19 protein-coding genes and 1 other RNA gene are annotated in these 17,893 nt (G+C 66.2%); 10 read left to right on the top strand and 10 right to left on the bottom strand.

What is annotated here, in order from left to right; translation table 11 throughout:
• Positions 1-17 precede the first annotated feature (17 nt).
• Complete coding sequence (locus FQK05_RS11825) at positions 18-719, top strand: hypothetical protein (RefSeq protein WP_158966944.1); 702 nt, start codon at positions 18-20, stop codon at positions 717-719.
• A 147-nt stretch (positions 720-866) separates the two neighbouring features.
• On the opposite strand, the gene FQK05_RS11820 is transcribed toward FQK05_RS11825, so the two are convergent.
• Positions 867-1,325: a MarR family winged helix-turn-helix transcriptional regulator gene (locus FQK05_RS11820; RefSeq protein WP_158966942.1), complete on the bottom strand. Its 459-nt coding sequence runs from the start codon at positions 1,323-1,325 to the stop codon at positions 867-869.
• Between the two features lie 248 nt (positions 1,326-1,573).
• Between FQK05_RS11820 and FQK05_RS11815 the strand changes: the two genes are divergently transcribed.
• Together FQK05_RS11815 and FQK05_RS11810 are read left to right on the top strand one after the other, a co-directional pair.
• On the top strand, positions 1,574-2,704 hold the full coding sequence (locus tag FQK05_RS11815) for a cupin domain-containing protein (RefSeq protein ID WP_158966940.1): 1,131 nt from the start codon (positions 1,574-1,576) through the stop codon (positions 2,702-2,704).
• Positions 2,705-2,724: 20 nt separating this feature from the next.
• Positions 2,725-3,642, top strand: a complete 918-nt coding sequence (locus FQK05_RS11810) for a fumarylacetoacetate hydrolase family protein (protein WP_158966938.1) — start codon at positions 2,725-2,727, stop codon at positions 3,640-3,642.
• A 227-nt stretch (positions 3,643-3,869) separates the two neighbouring features.
• Here FQK05_RS11810 and FQK05_RS11805 read toward each other — a convergent pair whose 3' ends face one another.
• Positions 3,870-4,748, bottom strand: a complete 879-nt coding sequence (locus FQK05_RS11805) for a LysR family transcriptional regulator (RefSeq protein ID WP_158966936.1) — start codon at positions 4,746-4,748, stop codon at positions 3,870-3,872.
• A 128-nt stretch (positions 4,749-4,876) separates the two neighbouring features.
• Here FQK05_RS11805 and FQK05_RS11800 point away from each other — a divergent pair, with 128 nt between their 5' ends.
• Complete coding sequence (locus FQK05_RS11800) at positions 4,877-5,089, top strand: DUF1127 domain-containing protein (protein WP_158966935.1); 213 nt, start codon at positions 4,877-4,879, stop codon at positions 5,087-5,089.
• Positions 5,090-5,396: 307 nt separating this feature from the next.
• Complete coding sequence (locus tag FQK05_RS11795; RefSeq protein ID WP_158966934.1) at positions 5,397-6,176, top strand: Bax inhibitor-1/YccA family protein; 780 nt, start codon at positions 5,397-5,399, stop codon at positions 6,174-6,176.
• 426 nt (positions 6,177-6,602) lie between these two features.
• Here the strand turns inward: FQK05_RS11795 and rpmG are convergent, their stop codons facing one another.
• The 7 genes from rpmG to FQK05_RS11760 form a co-directional block, all read right to left on the bottom strand.
• The gene (gene rpmG / locus FQK05_RS11790) at positions 6,603-6,770 is read right to left on the bottom strand and encodes a 50S ribosomal protein L33 (RefSeq protein ID WP_158966933.1); all 168 of its coding nucleotides are present in this window, start codon (positions 6,768-6,770) and stop codon (positions 6,603-6,605) included.
• Between the two features lie 121 nt (positions 6,771-6,891).
• Positions 6,892-7,267: RNase P RNA component class A (gene rnpB / locus FQK05_RS11785), an RNA gene on the bottom strand.
• Positions 7,268-7,278: 11 nt separating this feature from the next.
• Positions 7,279-7,959 carry an N-acetylmuramoyl-L-alanine amidase gene (locus tag FQK05_RS11780; protein WP_199252638.1) on the bottom strand — a complete coding sequence of 227 codons (681 nt, stop codon included), beginning with the start codon at positions 7,957-7,959 and terminating at the stop codon, positions 7,279-7,281.
• 136 nt (positions 7,960-8,095) lie between these two features.
• Positions 8,096-8,944, bottom strand: coding sequence for a hypothetical protein (locus tag FQK05_RS11775; RefSeq protein ID WP_158966932.1), 849 nt, complete (start codon positions 8,942-8,944; stop codon positions 8,096-8,098).
• Between the two features lie 56 nt (positions 8,945-9,000).
• The gene (gene gatA, locus FQK05_RS11770) at positions 9,001-10,488 is read right to left on the bottom strand and encodes an Asp-tRNA(Asn)/Glu-tRNA(Gln) amidotransferase subunit GatA (protein WP_158967634.1); all 1,488 of its coding nucleotides are present in this window, start codon (positions 10,486-10,488) and stop codon (positions 9,001-9,003) included.
• On the bottom strand, positions 10,488-10,775 hold the full coding sequence (gatC, locus tag FQK05_RS11765; RefSeq protein ID WP_158966931.1) for an Asp-tRNA(Asn)/Glu-tRNA(Gln) amidotransferase subunit GatC: 288 nt from the start codon (positions 10,773-10,775) through the stop codon (positions 10,488-10,490). The genes gatA and gatC overlap by 1 nt, the downstream gene beginning before the upstream one ends.
• 51 nt (positions 10,776-10,826) lie before the next feature.
• On the bottom strand, positions 10,827-11,513 hold the full coding sequence (locus tag FQK05_RS11760) for a ceramidase domain-containing protein (protein ID WP_158966929.1): 687 nt from the start codon (positions 11,511-11,513) through the stop codon (positions 10,827-10,829).
• A 68-nt stretch (positions 11,514-11,581) separates the two neighbouring features.
• On the opposite strand from FQK05_RS11760, the gene FQK05_RS11755 reads away from it, so the two are divergent.
• On the top strand, positions 11,582-12,274 hold the full coding sequence (locus FQK05_RS11755) for a metal-dependent hydrolase (RefSeq protein ID WP_158966927.1): 693 nt from the start codon (positions 11,582-11,584) through the stop codon (positions 12,272-12,274).
• A 343-nt stretch (positions 12,275-12,617) separates the two neighbouring features.
• Here the strand turns inward: FQK05_RS11755 and FQK05_RS11750 are convergent, their stop codons facing one another.
• Positions 12,618-13,070: a nucleoside deaminase gene (locus FQK05_RS11750; RefSeq protein WP_158966925.1), complete on the bottom strand. Its 453-nt coding sequence runs from the start codon at positions 13,068-13,070 to the stop codon at positions 12,618-12,620.
• Between the two features lie 89 nt (positions 13,071-13,159).
• On the opposite strand from FQK05_RS11750, the gene FQK05_RS11745 reads away from it, so the two are divergent.
• From FQK05_RS11745 to FQK05_RS11730, 4 genes are all read left to right on the top strand, one after another.
• The gene (locus FQK05_RS11745; RefSeq protein WP_158966923.1) at positions 13,160-14,476 is read left to right on the top strand and encodes a pseudouridine synthase; all 1,317 of its coding nucleotides are present in this window, start codon (positions 13,160-13,162) and stop codon (positions 14,474-14,476) included.
• Between the two features lie 241 nt (positions 14,477-14,717).
• Positions 14,718-15,617, top strand: a complete 900-nt coding sequence (locus FQK05_RS11740) for a 5-bromo-4-chloroindolyl phosphate hydrolysis family protein (protein ID WP_158966921.1) — start codon at positions 14,718-14,720, stop codon at positions 15,615-15,617.
• A gap of 34 nt (positions 15,618-15,651) precedes the next feature.
• Positions 15,652-16,848, top strand: coding sequence for a toxic anion resistance protein (locus FQK05_RS11735; RefSeq protein WP_158966919.1), 1,197 nt, complete (start codon positions 15,652-15,654; stop codon positions 16,846-16,848).
• 32 nt (positions 16,849-16,880) lie between these two features.
• A complete protein-coding gene (locus FQK05_RS11730; RefSeq protein WP_233270471.1) occupies positions 16,881-17,837 on the top strand; it encodes a DUF2927 domain-containing protein in 957 nt (318 codons plus the stop codon).
• The last annotated feature ends 56 nt before the right edge of the window (positions 17,838-17,893 follow it).

The raw sequence follows: 17,893 nt of genomic DNA, 5'->3' as shown, positions 1-17,893 counted from the left end.
CAAAGGACAAGCCCCCCATGCGTTTCGCCTTCTTCGCCACCTTCTTCGACCGGTCCGCCTCCGGAAAGGATATCGACCCTGCGGACCATGCCCGCGTGCTCGACCTGATCGCCGATATCCCCGGCCTGAAGCGCGGGCTCGTCTACCGGGCCGAACGGACGGTGGGCAAGAACTACCCCAACGACGACGAGCCGCCGCAACTGGGGCTGGAGCTCTATTTCGACGACGTGCTGGCGATGGAAGCCGCGCTGTCCCGTACCGGCCCGATGCAGGCACTGGCGGCCCCGGACGCCCTGCCCAGCATCGCGGGCGCCGAGGTGCAGCAGCAATGCATGGTCATCCGCCAGTACGACGTGCCGGAACCGACGGCATGGGGCGACAGGGAATTCTGCACCTTCCTGGTCCACTACCCGGGCACGGCCGCGGACCTGAACCTGTGGCTGGACCATTACGTCGAACACCACACCGCGGTGATGAAGACCTTCCCCGGCATCCGCGAGATCGAGGTCGCCACGCGCATGGACTGGATCGGCTTCCTGCCCTGGGCCCGGGTCGACTACATGCAAAGGAACAAGGTCGTCTTCGACAGCGGCCCGGCCCTGACGGCGGCGCTGGAAAGCCCGGTCCGTGCCGAGATGACGAAGGATTTCAACTCCTTCCCCGCCTTCGAGGGCGGCAATGTCCACTATCCTCTGCTGACCCGCGAAATCCTGAGGTAGCACGGCCCCGGCCGTCGGCGGGTTCCGACCGCGGCGCGCCCGCGTCGCATCGCGCCCCTGACGGCGCGGCGGGTCCCGCAAGGGTCCGCCGGGGTCGGGCGCGCGGGCCGCCGAGGGCGCGATCCCCCCCCCCGCGCCCGCCCAAACTCAGCCGGTGATCTTCAGCCCGGCGTTCAGGCGGCGCAGGGATCCCAGCGCCTCGGCCAGGTCCGGCTCCGTCAGCGGATCCAGGCAGTGCGATAACACCCGGTCGTGGACTGCCAGCGCCCTTTCGAACCGCTCCCGGCCTTCCGGCGTCAGGCGCGCGGTAAAGGACCGCCGGTCCTGCTCCGACATGGTGCGTTCCGCCAGGCCGTCCTTTTCCAGCCGCGCGACAAGGCCCGAGACATTGCCGTTCGTGACACGCAGGGCCTCGGACAGGGCCGACATGGTCAGCCCGTCAGGATAGCGGTAAAGCTGCGCCAGCGCATCGAACTTGGTCACGCTGATATCGGTTTCGGCCTTCATGGCCCGGTTCAGACGGCCATAGATCTCGGCATGCACGTCCAGCACATAAAGCCAGAAGCGCCGCTCGTCCTGCCTGCGGCTGTCGCCCGCGTCCGACATGGCGCGCCCCTCCGATACATCCGTCCCCGGCCGACGACGGCCCTGCCCGCCCCGGGAAAAAAGCTGTGACGAAATTAATTTTATATGTAAAATAAGTCAATGGGAAGATGTGTGCGCCGATGCCCGCAGCGGCGGATCGTGAAAACCGGGCGGCCTTTCAAGGACTTGGGACCAACGACCCGCAGGACCGGCACCGAATCGCACACCGAACCGCCCCACTTGGGGCCGGGAGAACAGAGAGGACCCGGATGACCGATACAAGCACCGACCCCCGCGACGATATCCTGGGCCGCGCCCGCGTGCGCGACAACGATGAACTGGCCGCCTACTACGAGGATCTGGCCAGCCACGAGACCGGCGCGCTCTGGACCGTGGCGAACGACATCGAACCGTGGGAGCCCACGCCCAAATCCGCCGTCGTGATCTGGCGCCACAAGAAGCTGCGCGAACAGATCTTCCGGTCGCTGGAACTGGTGAAGCCCGAAGATGCCGGCCGCCGCGTCGTCTTCCTGCGGAACCCCAAGCGCAAGGATGTCTCGGCCGCCTGCGGCTGGCTCTTTTCCGGCATCCAGATCATGCGGCCGGGTGAAATGGCATCCGCCCACAACCACGCGGCGTCGGCCCAGCGCTTCATCATGGAAGGCAAGAACGCCTTCACAGTCGTCGAAGGCCATCGCCTGACGCTGGACGCACGCGATTTCGTCATCACCCCCAACGGCACTTGGCACGAACACGGCGTGCGCGAGGATGGCGAGGTGTCCTTCTGGCAGGACGCGCTGGACATCCCGCTGACCAACGCGCTGGAGGCCAATTTCTACGAAGTCCATCCCGAGAATTTCCAGGGCTCGAACCTGCCCTGGAACGCCTCGCCCGCGACCTACGGCACGCCGGGCATGCTGCCTGCGCGGGAAAAGTGGGGCGCGTTCTATTCGCCGCTGATGAAATATCCGTGGGACAAGACCTATGAAGGGCTGCAGAACTTCGCGTCCGTTTCGGACGGCGATCCGTTCGACGGGATCATCCTGAAATACGTCAACCCGAACACCGGCGGCGACCCGATGGCGACCATGGGCAATGCCATGCAGATGCTGCGCCCCGCAGAACATACCAAGGCCCACCGCCACACCGGCAACGTCATCTATCAGGTGGCCCGGGGCAAAGGATACTCGGTCATCGGGGGCGTGCGCTACGACTGGGAGGAGAAGGACATCTTCTGCGTCCCGGCCTGGACCTGGCACGAACACTGCAACCTGGCCGACAACGACGATGCCTGCCTGTGGCAGGTCAACGACTTCCCCGTGATGGAAAAGCTGAAGTTCTACCGCGAACAGGCCTATCCCGAAAACGGTGGAAACCAGGAAATCACGGCCACGGCCTGAGACGAAGACAAGGAACGACTATGAGACTGGTAACCTATCGGACAGGCGCGGACGGCGAAGGCCGGCTGGGCGCCGTGGAGAATGGCCAGGTGATCGACGTGGCCCGCTTGGGCACCGTCGTGGGCGAACCCCTGCCCGCCACCATGCTGGAGCTGATCGACATGGGTCCCGACGCGCTGGCCGCCCTGTCCCGCGCGCTGGAAACCACAGGCCGCGACCGCCCCGCGGGTCTGGCCATGCCAGAGGAAAACGTACGTCTACTGGCGCCGATCCCCCGGCCGCGCAAGAACATCTTCGGCATCGGCCTGAACTATGTCGAACACGTGGCCGAAAGCGCGAAGTCGCTCGACACCTCGGCTGACCTGCCGAAGCAGCCGGTCGTCTTCTCGAAACCGCCCACGGCGGTGATCGCCACCGGCGAAGGCATCCAGCACAACGCAGCGATGACGCAGCAGCTGGATTGGGAGGTCGAGCTGGCGGTGATCATCGGCAAGCGCGCGACCCGGATCGCCAAGGAAGACGCCATGGGCCATGTCTTCGGCTATTCGGTGATCAATGACGTGTCCGCCCGCGACAACCGCCGCGCCGGACAGTGGATCTTTTCGAAAGGCCAGGACACGTTCTGCCCCTTCGGCCCTGCCATCGTGACCGCCGACGAGGTGCCGGACCCACACGACCTGACGCTCTGGCTGACCAAGAACGGGGTGGAAAAACAGCGGTCGAACACCAGATTCCTGCTCTTCGACATCCCGACGCTGATTTCGGACATCTCGACGGGCATCACACTGGAACCGGGTGACATCATCGCCACCGGCACGCCGTCCGGCGTGGGCGCGGGACGCGATCCGCAGGAATGGATGTGGCCCGGCGACGTGATCGAATGCGGCGTCGACGGGATCGGGGTATTGCGCAACCCGGTCGTCAAGATCGGCAACTAGATCAGAGCCCCGGCCCCAACGGCCGGGGCTTTTCTTTCGGGGCCGTAGCTGGACCGCCGAACCGTTCGACCTCTGCCAGCGGGACGTTCCCTTTGACGCGGGAAGGGCAGCGGCCGGCCCGCGGGGTGGTCGCAAGGCGACCGCCCCTCTTTTGGGGGCGGCGGGGGCGCGTCGGCCGCTACCCGGCCTGCGGCCGGGTCGGGCATCGTTCGAACGACCTCCCCTCCTCAGCCCACCGCCTTCAGCGATGACACCTGGCTGAAATGACCGAAGTTCTGCCGCAGCATTTCGGCCATGTCGGTCTCCGGACGGGTTCTGACCGTCTCTCCCCCGTACATGTTGATCATCTGCACCGGCAGGTCCGGCAGGGCCGTTCCTTCCAGCTGGGTCAGATGAGGCGGCTGCGTGCCCGCGATCATCGCCGTCACCGCCAGGTCGGCGCTGACCGTCGCCTCGACCGCCCGGTCGAATTCGGTATCGACCGCCATCTGCCACGGGATGTCCGCCTGCTCCAGCGCCGCGATCGCCTGCGGACGGAAGGCACAGTGGCGGCTGAAGGCCATCCGCAGCGGCCGCTGCCGGGCGGCCTGGCCATCATGGGCCACCATCCAGCACAGCGGCCGGCGGGCCAGTGTCTCGGCCTCGGGCGGGGCATCCATCTCTGTCGTCAGGATGATCTTGCACTCGCCGCGCTGGAAGGCCTGCTTCAGCCCTGCCGAATAGGATGACAAAAGCTGGACCCGCATCCGCGGATAGGCGGCGTTGAACTGCTGCAACACCCGCGGAATTGCCGGGTAGAAGATGTCGTGCGGCACGCCGATCACAATCTCTCCCTCATAGATCTCGTCCGTCAGGCGCCCCACCGCCTCGTCGTTCAGGGCCACCATGCGGCGGGCATAGCCCAAGAGCTGGTCCCCGGCCGAGGTCAGCTGGATCTGCCGACCCGTCCGGTCCAGCAGGTCGACCCCCAGCAATTCCTCCAGCCGTTTCAACTGCATCGATACGGCCGACTGAGTCAGGTTCAGATAGCCCGCCGCCCGGGTCACACCGCCGGTATCGGCCACGGCGACAAAGGATCGTAGCGTCGTCAGATCGAGGTTGCGCATACATCACGCTCCTTGATGGAAAGACTCACAAACATTCGTTTCAAAAATAGAGCACGATCCCCCAGATACATCAACAGAATTGAAGACCAAGCCTGAATACATCACGATCAGACGTAAGGACAATGATCATGACACACCTGACCATGACCCGGCGCATGCCCCGGTTCGAGATGCTGAACCCCTTCAGCCACCTGATGTACCTGTCGACCGTCCGCCGCGAACGGGACGCGCTGTCGAAACTCGACGCCCGCGCGCTGGAAGATGTCGGCCTGAATGCCGACGAAGCCCATGCCGAGGCCAGCCGCAGCTTCTGGGACGCACCTGCTCATTGGACCCGCTGATGCCGGGCAGCGGCCCCGACGGCTGCACTCCCGACGCGGGACCGGCCCAGGACGACCAGACTGAAAAGGACGGAAACGTCCGAAACTGACGCCGGTGCAAGGTCCAGAAGACCGCGCCGGCGTTTTCATATGCCGCCGCACCTGTCGCGGCGGGCAGCGCCTGCAAATGCGGTCCTCACGAATTCGTAGGTCTACGCCACTAAACCTGCTTGTAACGCTTGAAAATCGGGGCGCTCTTCCCGATATTTGCGAACGAGGGCTGTCGGGAAACCGGCAGGGCAAACAGGGTTTATGGAGACCAGCTCACATGGCTGAATACAACACAATCCGTACGGGCGCCGGTGTACGGTCCGCGCAGATTGACCAGGGCCTCCGCGCCCACATGAACAAGGTCTACGGCACGATGTCCGTGGGCATGCTGATCACGGCGCTGGCCTCTTGGGCCATTGCCGGCCTGGCGGTGACGTCGGACCCGAACGTCACCGGCATCATGATCCGCCAGGGCGAATATCTGTCGTCGCTGGGTCAGGCGATCTACATGTCGCCGCTGAAATACGTCATCATGTTCGCACCGCTGGCGATCCTGTTCTTCGGCATGGGCCCGGTGATGCGCAAGGCGTCCGCCGCAGGCGCGCAGCTGGCGTTCTTCGTCTTCGCGGTGCTGATCGGCCTGTCGCTCAGCTCGATCTTCCTGATCTACACGCCGTATTCGATCGTCCAGACCTTCCTGGTCACCGCGGTCGCCTTCGCGGGCCTGTCGCTTTACGGCTATACCACGAAGCGCGACCTGTCGGGCATGCAGACCTTCCTGGTCATGGGCGTGATCGGCCTGGTCATCGCGATGGTCGTCAACATCTTCCTGCAATCGCCGGCAATGATGTTCGCGATCTCGATCATCGGCGTTCTGCTGTTCGCGGGCCTGACCGCCTTCGACACGCAGAGTATCAAGAACGAATACATCGCGCATGCCCACATGGGCGACCAGGAATGGCTGGACAAGTCGGCAACCTTCGGCGCGCTGAGCCTGTACCTGGACTTCCTGAACATGTTCCAGTTCCTGCTGTTCTTCATGGGCCAGCAAGACTGATCTGCGGATCTTTGGAAATTGGCGAAGGCCGGTCCTGCGGGGCCGGCCTTTTCGTTTGCGCACATGGCGGGGTGAACCCCGCCCTAAAGGCGTTGTGCCTGGGTATGTGCGTCAAGGGGGCCTGCCCCCCATCGCCCTTCGGGCGACCCCCGAGATATTTGAAGACCAAAGAAGTCAGAAGGTCGTGTTTGCGCCTCGCGCTGGATGGATGCGCCTTCCCGCCTTCTTCTTTTCAAAAATACTCCCGCCGGAGGCAGTTCGCGGCAACCGCCACACACGGCATCGGAAACCGGGCCGTAGGGTGCGCGGTCCCCACGCACCACTTGCGATCGGCAAATGAAACCCAAAAGACGAAAAGGGCCCGCGCCTCTCGGCGGAGCCCCAATACGTTCAGGCTGCGCGGGACATTTGCCCCCGCGCGTCAGATCACTTGATCTTGCCTTCCTTGTACTCGACATGCTTGCGCACAACCGGATCGTACTTCTTGACCGAGAATTTTTCGGTCATGGTCCGTGCGTTCTTCTTGGTCACATAGAAGTGGCCCGTGCCTGCGGTCGAGTTCAGGCGGATCTTGATGGTGGTCGGCTTCGCCATGGCTGCTCTCCTGCAACGGGCTGCAAGGGCGCCCGTGGAATTCCGTGAAGCCGCCTTTTACCCAGTCCCGGGGCAGAGTCAACAGGGCGGGCCCGGGAATCTCGGGGCCCGGGGAAGGAACTTGCGCGGAGAGCCTGTAAGCCGGATTCTGTCCAGGGGTCGCCCCCTTGGATGACCATTCCTCTGGACCGTGCGTTGCCGCGCGGCCTCAAGCTGCCAACCCGACCTCTCGGGGCTGAAGCGGCCCTGCCGACCCGAAGGCCGGCGCGGAGGTCCTATTCGGCATTGCTCCCGGTGGGGCTTGCCATGCCAGCCCCGTTGCCGGGGCCGCGGTGGGCTCTTACCCCACCGTTTCACCTTTTCCCGCGCGGACGCGGGTAGTCTCATCTCTGTGGCGCTTTCCGTCGGGTTGCCCCGCCCGGGCGTTACCCGGCACCGCTGCTTCATGGAGTCCGGACTTTCCTCGGGATTGCTCCCGCGGCCATCCAGCCCTCCGCGCCCGCGGGATCTAGGCGGTGGCGGCCGTCCGGTCAACACCGAACCGTTGCGCCAGGTCGCGGGCCAGAGCCGCGTCACGGGGTGAGACGGGGCCGGTAACACCGGGGCGAAAGTGGTCGCGGAAGGCCTGCAAGGTGGCCGTGCGGTCGTCCGTCGGGTAGCCGAAGCGATGAAGGTCGTCCCAGAAGCCCGCCGGATCGGCGCGGTTGTCCGCGTCAGGCCAGACCGCCAGCCCCGACTGCGCCAGCCGACGCCAGTCGAAACGGCCGCCCGGATCCTGCTTGCGGGTGGGCGCGATGTCGGAATGGGCCACGACACCCTGCGGCGGGATATGCCAGCGGGACAGGATGCCCGGCAGCACGTCCTCCAGTGCATTCATCAGGGGGGCCGAAAACGGGTGCGTGCCGCGGTTGTCCAGTTCGATCCCGATGGAGCGATGGTTCACGTGGTCCCGCCCCTGCCAGTTGCTGACGCCCGCGTGCCAGGCACGCTTGTCCTCGTCCACGAGATGCCAGACCGTGCCTTCCGCGCCGATCAGGTAATGGGCCGAGACCTCGAACTGCGGATCGCACAGCCGATCCCGGGCGGCCTCGCAACTGTCCATGGCGGTATAGTGGAGGACCACCAGTTCAGGCCGCTCGCCGTCAGGACGGGCATTGAAGTTCGGGGACGGGAAGCGGCGCAGGTCCATCAGGACCACCGCCTGCCGGAAAGGCACGCGGGGGCGCGGGCCGGACGAGCGCTGGCCGGACGGGGGCGTGCGGGCGGAACGGCCGGACCGCGCCGCTGCGCCGCCCGGGACGGGCGCCCTGCCCGCGTCCCTGCCGTCATCCCTGGTCGACCACCTGGCGGAACCTGGCCGGGGTCCAGCTGCAGGCATAACCGTCGCCGTCGGGATCCAGGCCCAGCCGGTCGCGCTGCGGGCCTCCGGCCTCCAGAAAGGCCATCTGGGCACGGTCCGCGGATGGATAGCGGGCACATGACTTTTCGGCCCGGCCCGGGATCACGATGGCGAAGCGGGAATAGGCCTTGTTGCCCACCGGGTTCGAACTGGCCAGCGCATAGGTCACGATATTGGGCCCCGTGTCGCCGGTACGCTGCGGCACGGCGGTGGGCTGGATGACCTCGTATTGCTGACGGTTGCGGGCCAGGCGTTCCTTGTCGCTGGCAATGCTTTCCCGCGCCGAGACAGCCCGGAAGTCGTTCTCGTCCGAGATCGAAGTTGCATCGGCCTCGTCATCCGTTGCCGGCTCTGCCGGGGGGGACGGCGACACCGGCGGGGCGGTGGTCGCCGCCGGGGCGGTCGTGTTGGCTGGGGCGGTCGGGACGGTCGCAGCCTGGGCCGCCGGGGTCGCAGTACCCAGGGCGGCGGCCGTGGCGGCCGCGATGTCGTCGGATCCGTCGACCGGGACCGACGGTATCCCCGCGGGCTGGGCCTCGACCGATGGCAGCGCCTGGGACGACACCGCCTGCGGCGCCTCGATAGCGGTGGCCGCGGCGGTTGTCACCGTGGCCCCCTCGGTCTCGAACTGGACCGGGGCATTGGCCATGGTCAGTGGCGTTCCCAGCGGGGTCATGTCACCGGTTTCACGCAGCCCGGGGGCCGTAGAACAGGCCGACAGCGCGGCGGTCATCACCGCGCCGGCCACGAGCGTCGAAAGACCGCTCCGCTTCATCTCAAATCTGCCTCGCATGCCAAATCAGACCGTACCGGCCAAATCCGGCAAGCGGTCTACCACCATTTCGACGGCTTGGCCACGAAGCCCGCAGCGTTTTCCAGCGCATAGGCGGTGTTCAGCAGCGCGCCTTCCTCCCACGGACGGCCGATCAGCTGAAGCCCCATCGGCAGGCCCCTGGAATCGAGGCCCGTAGGAACAGCGATCCCCGGCAGGCCCGCCAGGTTCACCGTCACCGTGAAGACGTCGTTCAGGTACATCTGCACCGGATCGGCCGAGGCCATCTCTCCGATGCCGAAGGCCGACGACGGCGTGGCCGGCGTCAGGATCGCATCGACACCAGCAGCGAATGCATCCTCGAAGTCCTTCTTGATCAGGGTCCGGACCCGCCGCGCACGGTTGTAATAGGCGTCGTAAAAACCCGCGGACAGCACATAAGTGCCGATCATCACGCGGCGCTGCACCTCGGCCCCGAAACCTTCGGCGCGGGTCTTGTCGTACATGTCGGTGATGCTGTCGCCCTGCCCCAACTTGGCCCGGCGCCCGTAGCGCACGCCGTCATAGCGCGCGAGGTTGGAAGAGGCTTCGGCCGGCGCGATCACGTAATAAGTCGGCAGCGCGTATTTCGTATGGGGCAGCGAGATGTCGACGATCTTGGCACCTGCATCCTGCAGCATTTCCTTGCCGCGGGACCACAGCACCTCGATCTCTTCGGGCATCCCGTCCATGTGGTACTCCCTCGGGATACCGATGGTCTGGCCCTTGATGTCGCCCGTCAGCATCGCTTCGAAATCCGGGACGGCCAGATCGGCCGAGGTCGAATCCTTCGGATCGTGCCCGGCCATGGCCGTCAGCATGATCGCCGCGTCACGCACCGATTTCGTCATCGGGCCCGCCTGGTCCAGCGAGGACGCGAAGGCCACGATCCCCCAGCGCGAACAGCGCCCGTAGGTGGGCTTCAGCCCCACGATGCCGGTAAAGGCCGCGGGCTGGCGGATGGACCCGCCGGTATCGGTGCCCGTCGCCGCAAGGCACAGGTCGGCCGCAACCGCGGCCGAGGACCCGCCGGACGAACCGCCCGGGGTCAACGCCGCGTCCGATCCTTCGGCCTTCCACGGGTTCACCGCGGGGCCGTAAACGGACGTCTCGTTGGACGAGCCCATGGCGAATTCGTCCATGTTCAGCTTGCCCAGCATGACCGCGCCCGCGTCCCACAGCTTGGACGTGACGGTGGATTCGTATTCGGGCTTGAAGCCTTCCAGGATCCTGCTGCCGGCTTGGCTGTCGACGCCCTGGGTGCAGAACAGGTCCTTGATGCCGATGGGCAGGCCGTTCAGCGTGCCCGCCTCGCCCCTGGCGCGGGCTTCGTCTGCCGCCTTGGCCCGGGTCATCGCCAGGTCGGGCGTCTTGTGGACATAGGCGTTCAGCGCGCCCGAGGCTTCGATCGCCTCCAGGAACGCACCGGTCAGCTCGACAGAGGTGGTTTCGCCCTTGGCCAGCGCGTCGCGCGCATCCGCCAGGCCCATCTTGGTCAGTTCGGACATCATTCAACCACCTTCGGAACCGCGAAAAAGCCTTCGCGCGCATCGGGCGCGTTCGCCAGGATCTTGTCCTGCATGCCGCCGTCAGTCACCACGTCCTCGCGCCGCTTCAGGCGCATCGGCGTGACCGAGACCATGGGTTCGACCCCTTCGATATCGACCTCGCCCAGCTGCTCGATGAAGCCCAGGATGCGGTTGAAATCGGCCGCCAGCGCGGGCAGGTCCGCTTCATCGACCCGGATCCGGGCCAGGCTGGCAACTTTCGCGGCGGTGCTTTCGTCGATCGACATGGGCGTCCTCTGGAAATGTCGTATGGAACGTCGTGGCTGGACAGGCCGCGTTTACCGCCCGGGACGCCCGCCGGCAAGAGCGCCCTGCCCCGCAGGCCCCGCCATGTGACGCCGGTAGACCTCGATCATCCAGCCCAGCAGCAGACCGTTCAGGCAATGCCACAGAAAATGAGTGCCCAGGGGGATGGTCGTGCACAGGGGTTCGTCCGCCGACCGGAAGGCGATGGACAGGCACAAAAGCCCCGCGCCGATGGCCAGACCGCGGGCGGTTTCAGGGGCGCGTTGGCGCAGGCCGAACGCATAGGCCGCGATCAGGACGGGCACCGGGGCATAGCCGGCAGAGCTGCCGATGCCGGGAATCATCGCAAAGAGCGGCACCGTCAGCGCCGCATAGGGGATGAAGGCCGCGGTGCCGGCCAGCGCGGTCCAGGTCCGCAGCCCCCAGAAGTCGCGGTTGGCGGCGAAGATGTAGAGCAGGATGAACAGCAGAATCGGCGCCGTATCCGCCAGCGCGGCCCAGCGCTGCCCGAAGGTGTGGAACAGGAAACTGCCGACGCCGATGGTCGCCAGGACCCAGACCATGGCCATCGCCAGCGGCAATCCGCGCCCCCGGACGCGCAGGTACATGACCAGCGCCGCCACAAGAAAGGCCCCGTTCGTGACCGCGTTCACCGGCTCTGCCCAGAAGGATGGATCCAGTCTTTCGCAGTAGCCGTCGATACTTTGCGTCCAGTTCATAGACATTTCCCCAACCGGTGATAGGTTCCGCCAGCAATCAAGAACTAAATGGCCTTTGGAGGGTGTTCATGAAACTCATCTGGCTCGGACATGGCAGTTTCCGGCTCGAAACCGGTGACAAGGTGCTTCTGATCGACCCCTGGCTGACGGGTAACCCGGTGCTTCCGGCCGACCGTCATGACGAGGCGACGGACGGCGTCACACATATCCTGCTGACCCATGCCCATTTCGACCACTCCGCCGATATCCTGGAGCTGGCAAAGAAATACGGCGTCCCGGTGATCGGCCAGTACGACGTGATGTCCCACTGGGGCGAAACCGAAGGGATCGAGGCCATGGGCATGAACAAGGGCGGCACCGTCGCCCTGGGCGATGTCACCGTGTCCATGGTCAAGGCGGAACATTCGTCGACCTTCGGTACTCCCGAAGGGCCCAGGGCCGGCGGGTCCGAGGTGGGCTTCATGATCGGGGCCGAGGGGCGGATGCTCTACTTCTCGGGCGATACCGACATCATGGCCGACATGGACTGGTTCGGCGACTACTACAAACCGGACGTGGGGATCCTGTCGGCCGGCGGACATTTCACGATGGACATGAAGGCCGCGGCCTATGCCGCCCGGCGCTACTTCAAGTTCCAGGTCGTGATCCCGGCACATTACAAGACTTTCCCGCTGCTGGAGCAGTCGGCAGACGTGCTGGTCGAGGGCCTGCCCGACGTCCAGGTGATCGAACCCGTCGTGCTCGAAGCCATCGACCTCTGAGACGTTCGAAGGGACGCGGGCAAAGTCCCGCCCCCGGTCGGGCCGCCCCCTGGCGGCCCGAAACCTTTCAGGACCCGGCACTGCCTGCTCCGTCCCCCGCACTGGCACGGCGCCCGTCCTTCTTCTTTTCCCAAATACTCCCGCCGGAGGCGGCCCCACGCCCGTCGCATTGCCCGCCCTGAACCTTTACGCAAGGCGGTCGAACCATCCGTAGGGTGCGTGGTCCCCACGCACCATCCCCCGTCAGGAACCGCTCAACGAATAACACGCGCCTTCGGGCCGCAAGGGCCACTGCCATGGGCGATGGCCCGGAGCGGGCGGCTGGGCGGTCCGAAGGTGCGGCTCAGTCCCGCCGACCGGCAAAGAAGTCCTTCAGCAGGACCTCCGCCGCCCGCGCGCCGATCCCGTCATAGACCTCGGGAACGTGATGGCTTTGCGGATGGGAAAACACCCGCGCCCCATGCGCCACGCCCCCCGATTTCGGATCCGACGCGCCGTAATAGACCCGTCGCACCCGCGCCGCCGCGATGGCCGCCGCGCACATGGCACAGGGTTCCAGCGTCACCCAAAGGTCGAACCCCGGGAGCCGTTCCGTGCCCAGCGCCCCACAGGCCGCGCGCAGGACCAGGATTTCGGCATGGGCCGTCGGGTCCGAAAGCTCCCGCGTGCGGTTGCCGGCGCGGGCCGCGACCGCCCCCGACGGATCCACCAGCACGGCGCCCACCGGCACCTCGCCCCGTGCCGCCGCTGCAAGCGCCTCCTCCAGCGCCGTGTCCATGTGGGAAATGTAGACCATGGCGCACCCTGCCGCGGCCCACCGCGGTCTGCAATGCCCCTTCGCAATGCCCCCTTCCGCAATGCCCGCCTTGCGCGTAGGAAGCCTGCATGACCCAGCGCCCGCCCAGATCCGAAAAGACCCCGAAACCGGCCCGCAAGGCCGCGCCAAAAGCGGACGCCCCATCCAAGGCCGCGTCCAAGGCCCCATCAGAGCCCCTATCGGACACCGGCAAGCCCGGCGGCGACCGCATCGCCAAGGTGCTGGCCCGCGCGGGCGTCGCCTCGCGCCGGGATGCAGAGGTCATGATCGCCGAAGGTCGCGTGGCCGTGAACGGCAAGGTGATCGAAAGCCCCGCCCTGAACGTCACCGACAAGGACAAGATCACCGTCGACGACAAGCCGCTGGCTGCAGCGGAACCCGCGCGGATCTGGCTTTACCACAAGCCCCAGGGCCTGGTGACCACGAACCGCGACGAACAGGGGCGCGAGACGATCTTTGACAAGCTGCCCGAGGACATGCCCCGGGTGATGACAATCGGCCGGCTGGACCTGAATTCCGAAGGCCTGCTGCTCTTGACCAATGACGGCGACGTCAAGCGCCGGCTGGAACTGCCCTCCACTGGCTGGCTGCGGCGCTACCGCGTACGGATCAAGGGCTCCCCCGACGACAGCGCGTTCGAACCCTTGCGCAAGGGTCTGACCGTGGCCGACACGACCTATCAGCCGATGATCGTGACGCTGGACCGACAGCAGGGCGCCAATGCCTGGCTGACAATCGGCCTGCGCGAAGGCAAGAACCGGGAAATCCGCCGCGCCATGGAATCGCTGGGCTTTGCCGTCAACCGGCTGATCCGCATCTCCTACGGTCCGTTCCAGCTGGGCCAGTTGGCCGCCGGCGCGGTCGAGGAAGTGCGCGCCAGGACCGTGCGCGACCAGCTGGGCATGGGCCCCGCCGCGCCGACCGAAGGCACCGCAGCGCCGGCACGCAAGAAACCCGTCCGCAGCAGTTCTGCCGGGCGGCCCGGTGCGGGCAAACCCCGGCCTCCCGAACGCGAGGAACGCACCGATGCCAGCCCCAGGACCTTCAAGGCCCGGGTCCGCAAGGCCTATGACCCGGCCATGGACGAGGCGCCGGGCGCCCGGACGCGCCCCGGTAAGCCCTCAGGTAAGCCCTCAGGCAAACCCTCTGGCACGGGCGGCGGAAAGCCGGGCGCAAAGCCCTCCCGCACGGGCACCGGCCCGCGGCGTGACGGGCCTGGAAAGCCCGCCGGCGACAGCCCCCGCGGACCCCGCGGCGACGGGCGGAAACCGGCTGACTATCGGCATGGAACCGCTTCGGACGGAACCGGACGGCGTGGTCCGAAACCGGAGGGAAACCGCCGATCGGGCGGTCCCAAGTCCCGGGGAAAACCCCGCAAGCCCTAGCAACAGCGCCCCTCGTGACATAGTTAGATCCTGACCGTCGATGCGCGGGAAGACGCCGGAACGGCGTCGCCGCAGACGGGAAGAACCCGGGTGTCGAACGCCCGGAACGATGACACGACCCGCCACGGGGCCATGAACGGGGGATGACATGTCCGGACCGGCAATTCGGATGATTGCCTACGCCCTTCTGACAGTGCTGATGCTGGGCATCTGCACCGGCCTTGTCGGGGGGCTTTGACCCATGGCGCAACGCTACGGCAGTAAATACAGCCCCCGGGACGGACAGGATCCCATTCCGCATGATGCGGGCGACGGCCCGCGCAATGCTTTTGTCGGCGCACAGGTCGATCCGGTGGGCTTCAAGGCCAACCTGATGTTCCTGCCGGGCATCCTGCTGCTTCTCTTCTCGCTGGGCGCGGGCGCGCTGTCGCTGGTCGTGGCGGTCGCCGGTGCGGCCAGCCTGACGCTGTCCGCTTGGTTGCTGCGCGAAGGCCTGCGGGCCGAAGCCGCCTACAAGGCCCGCCGCGTTGCCAAGCGCCCCGCCCTGCCCCGCAAGATGGTGGCCAGCGTCCTGACCGGCGTGGGCATCGCCCTGGCGGCCTATCGCTTCGACAGCGGGATCGCCGCCTCTGGTATCTATGGCCTGGTGACCATGGCACTGCATTCCGTGGCCTTCGGCATCGATCCCCTGACCGACAAGGGGATGGACGGCATCGACACCTTCCAGCAGTCCCGCGTAGCCCATGCCGTGGGCGAGGCCGAGGCCTATCTGAAGGACCTGCGCGCCGCGATCGACCGCACCAACGACCGGGCGCTGGAAGCCCGCGTCGAACGGTTTCAGTCCACCGCCCGCGAACTCTTCCGCACGGTCGAGGACGACCCCCGCGACCTGGCTTCGGCCCGGAAGTACCTGACCGTCTACCTGATGGGTGCGCGCGATGCGTCGGTGAAGTTCGTCGATCTCTACATGCGCAACAAGGATACCCAGGCCCGCGTCGACTACCTGTCCCTTCTCGACGACCTCGAAAGGAACTTTGCCGCGCGGACCAAGGCATTGCTGCTGGACGACCGCAGCGACCTGACCGTTGAAATCGACGTGCTGCGGGAACGGCTGCAGCGCGAAGGCGTTGCAACGCAGTAAGCCCGCACGCCGTCAGCCCCGAGGAGACAGCCCCATGTCCGAGACCATCCAGAAGAAGGCGGCCGAAGCCGTGGCCGAGGTGGAACAGGTCGCAGCCAGCCAGCTGCCGGTCCCCGCCGCCGCAGACGAGATCGTGACCAAACAGACCGCCGATGCCCCGGTCAGTGCCGAGATAGAACGCCGAATGGCGGAAATCGACATGGGCAACACCGGGTCCATCATCTCGTTCGGGTCGCGCAGCCAGGCGGAACTGCAGCAGATCAGCCAGGACATGCTGAACGGCGTCCGCAACAAGGATATAGGTCCGGCGGGCGACAGCTTGCGGGAAATCGTCTCGACCATCCGCGGCTTCTCGGTCGAGGAACTAGACCCGAACCGCAAGCCCAGCTTCTGGGAACGCCTGATGGGCAAGGCCGGCGGCATGGCCCAGTTCGCCGCCAAGTTCGAGACCGTGCAAACCCAGATCGACAAGATCACGGACGAGCTTCTGGGCCACGAACATGCCCTGCTGAAGGACATCAAGTCGCTGGACCTGCTCTATGAAAAGACGCTGGTGTTCTATGACGAACTGGCGCTTTACATCGCGGCCGGGCACGAAAAGCTGGACGAACTGGACTCGGTCGACATCCCCGCGCTGGCCGCGGCAGTCGATGCCGCGCCCGAGGACGAACAGGTGATCAAGGCGCAGGAATTGCGCGACCTGCGCGCGGCGCGGGACGACCTGGAACGGCGGGTGCATGACCTGAAGCTGACGCGACAGGTGACGATGCAGTCGCTGCCGTCGATCCGGCTGGTCCAGGAAAACGACAAGTCGCTGGTCACCAAGATCAATTCGACCCTCGTGAACACGGTGCCGCTGTGGGAAACCCAGCTGGCGCAAGCGGTGACGATCCAGCGGTCGGCCCAGGCGACCAAGGCCGTCAAGGACGCGACCGACCTGACCAACGACCTTCTGAAGGCCAATGCGGCCAACCTGCGCGAGACCAACAAGAAGATCCGCACCGAGATGGAGCGCGGCGTCTTCGACATCGAAGCGGTAAAGCAGGCCAATGCCGACCTGATCGGAACGATCCAGGAAAGCCTGCAGATCGCAGACGAAGGCAAGGCCAAGCGCGCCGCAGCCGAGGTCGAGCTGCAGAAGATGGAACGCGACCTGCGCGACACGCTGGCCGCCGCCAAGGCGCGCGGCGATGGTGTGGGCGACAATTCCGGAACCTCGGTTCCGGGCTGACGGGCAGCTTGTTGGGCGGCGGAGTGGACGGCGTGACGGTGCATCGGTTCGGCCTTGTGACGGCCCTGCTGGCCATGGCGGTGGGATGCGATCTGGTGCAACAGGCACCCGCGCCTTCGCCCCATGCCTCACCGCAGTCCACCGCCCGCCCGGCCCCTTCCGCGGAACGGACCGAACCGTCGCCGGAAAGCCGCAAGCTGGCCGCCTATTACGCCGGCCTGCAACAGGACCGGCTGACCCGCGGCCTGCTGCGGGTCGATGGCGGCGGGCCCGACACGGCCTTTACCGCCCGCGACCTGGCCACGAATTTCGAGGCGATCGCCTTCTACAACGAATATTCCCGCGGGGGCGTCAGCCGCAGCCGGCAGGACGCCGGCTGGCTGACCCGCTGGGTCATGCCGGTCCGGATCGAGATGGATTTCGGCCCCTCGGTCCCCGACACCGTGCGCAGGACCGACCGCGACAGGCTGAACGCCTATGTCCGAAGGCTGGCGCGGCTGACGGGCCAGCCGGTCACGACCACCGGAAAGGGCGGTAACTTCGTCGTCTTCGTGGCCGGGATCGACGACACCGATTTCGTGGTGGCCCAGCTGCGCCGGCTGGTGCCCGGCATCACCGATACGGAACTGGACCTGTTCCGCGACCTGCCCCGCGACCGGTACTGCCAGGTGCTGACCTACCCGGTGCCCGACAGGCCCTATCTGACGGTCAAGGGCGTGGCCCTGATCCGTGCCGAACAGCCGGACCTGCTGCGCCGCGCCTGCCTGCACGAGGAACTGGCGCAAGGTTTGGGCCTGCGCAACGACAGCCCTTCTGCCCGGCCGTCGATCTTCAACGACGACGACGAATTCGCCCTGCTGACGACGCATGACGAATTCCTTCTGGAAATGCTTTATGATCCGCGCCTGACGCCCGGCATGACCGCGGCCGAGGCCCGGCCCTCGGTCGAGGCCATCGCGCTGGAAAAGGTGCCGCCCCGCGCGTTCTGACGCGTGCATTCAAAGGGCAATTGCAGACGCCGTCGGTATGCGGCGAGGGAAAGGAC

It is taken from the genome of Chachezhania sediminis, assembly GCF_009765275.1.
Taxonomy (GTDB): Bacteria; Pseudomonadota; Alphaproteobacteria; order Rhodobacterales; family Rhodobacteraceae; genus Chachezhania; species Chachezhania sediminis.
Note: the sequence above shows the minus strand (reverse complement) of the source record. Positions and strands in the feature narration are given on the sequence as shown.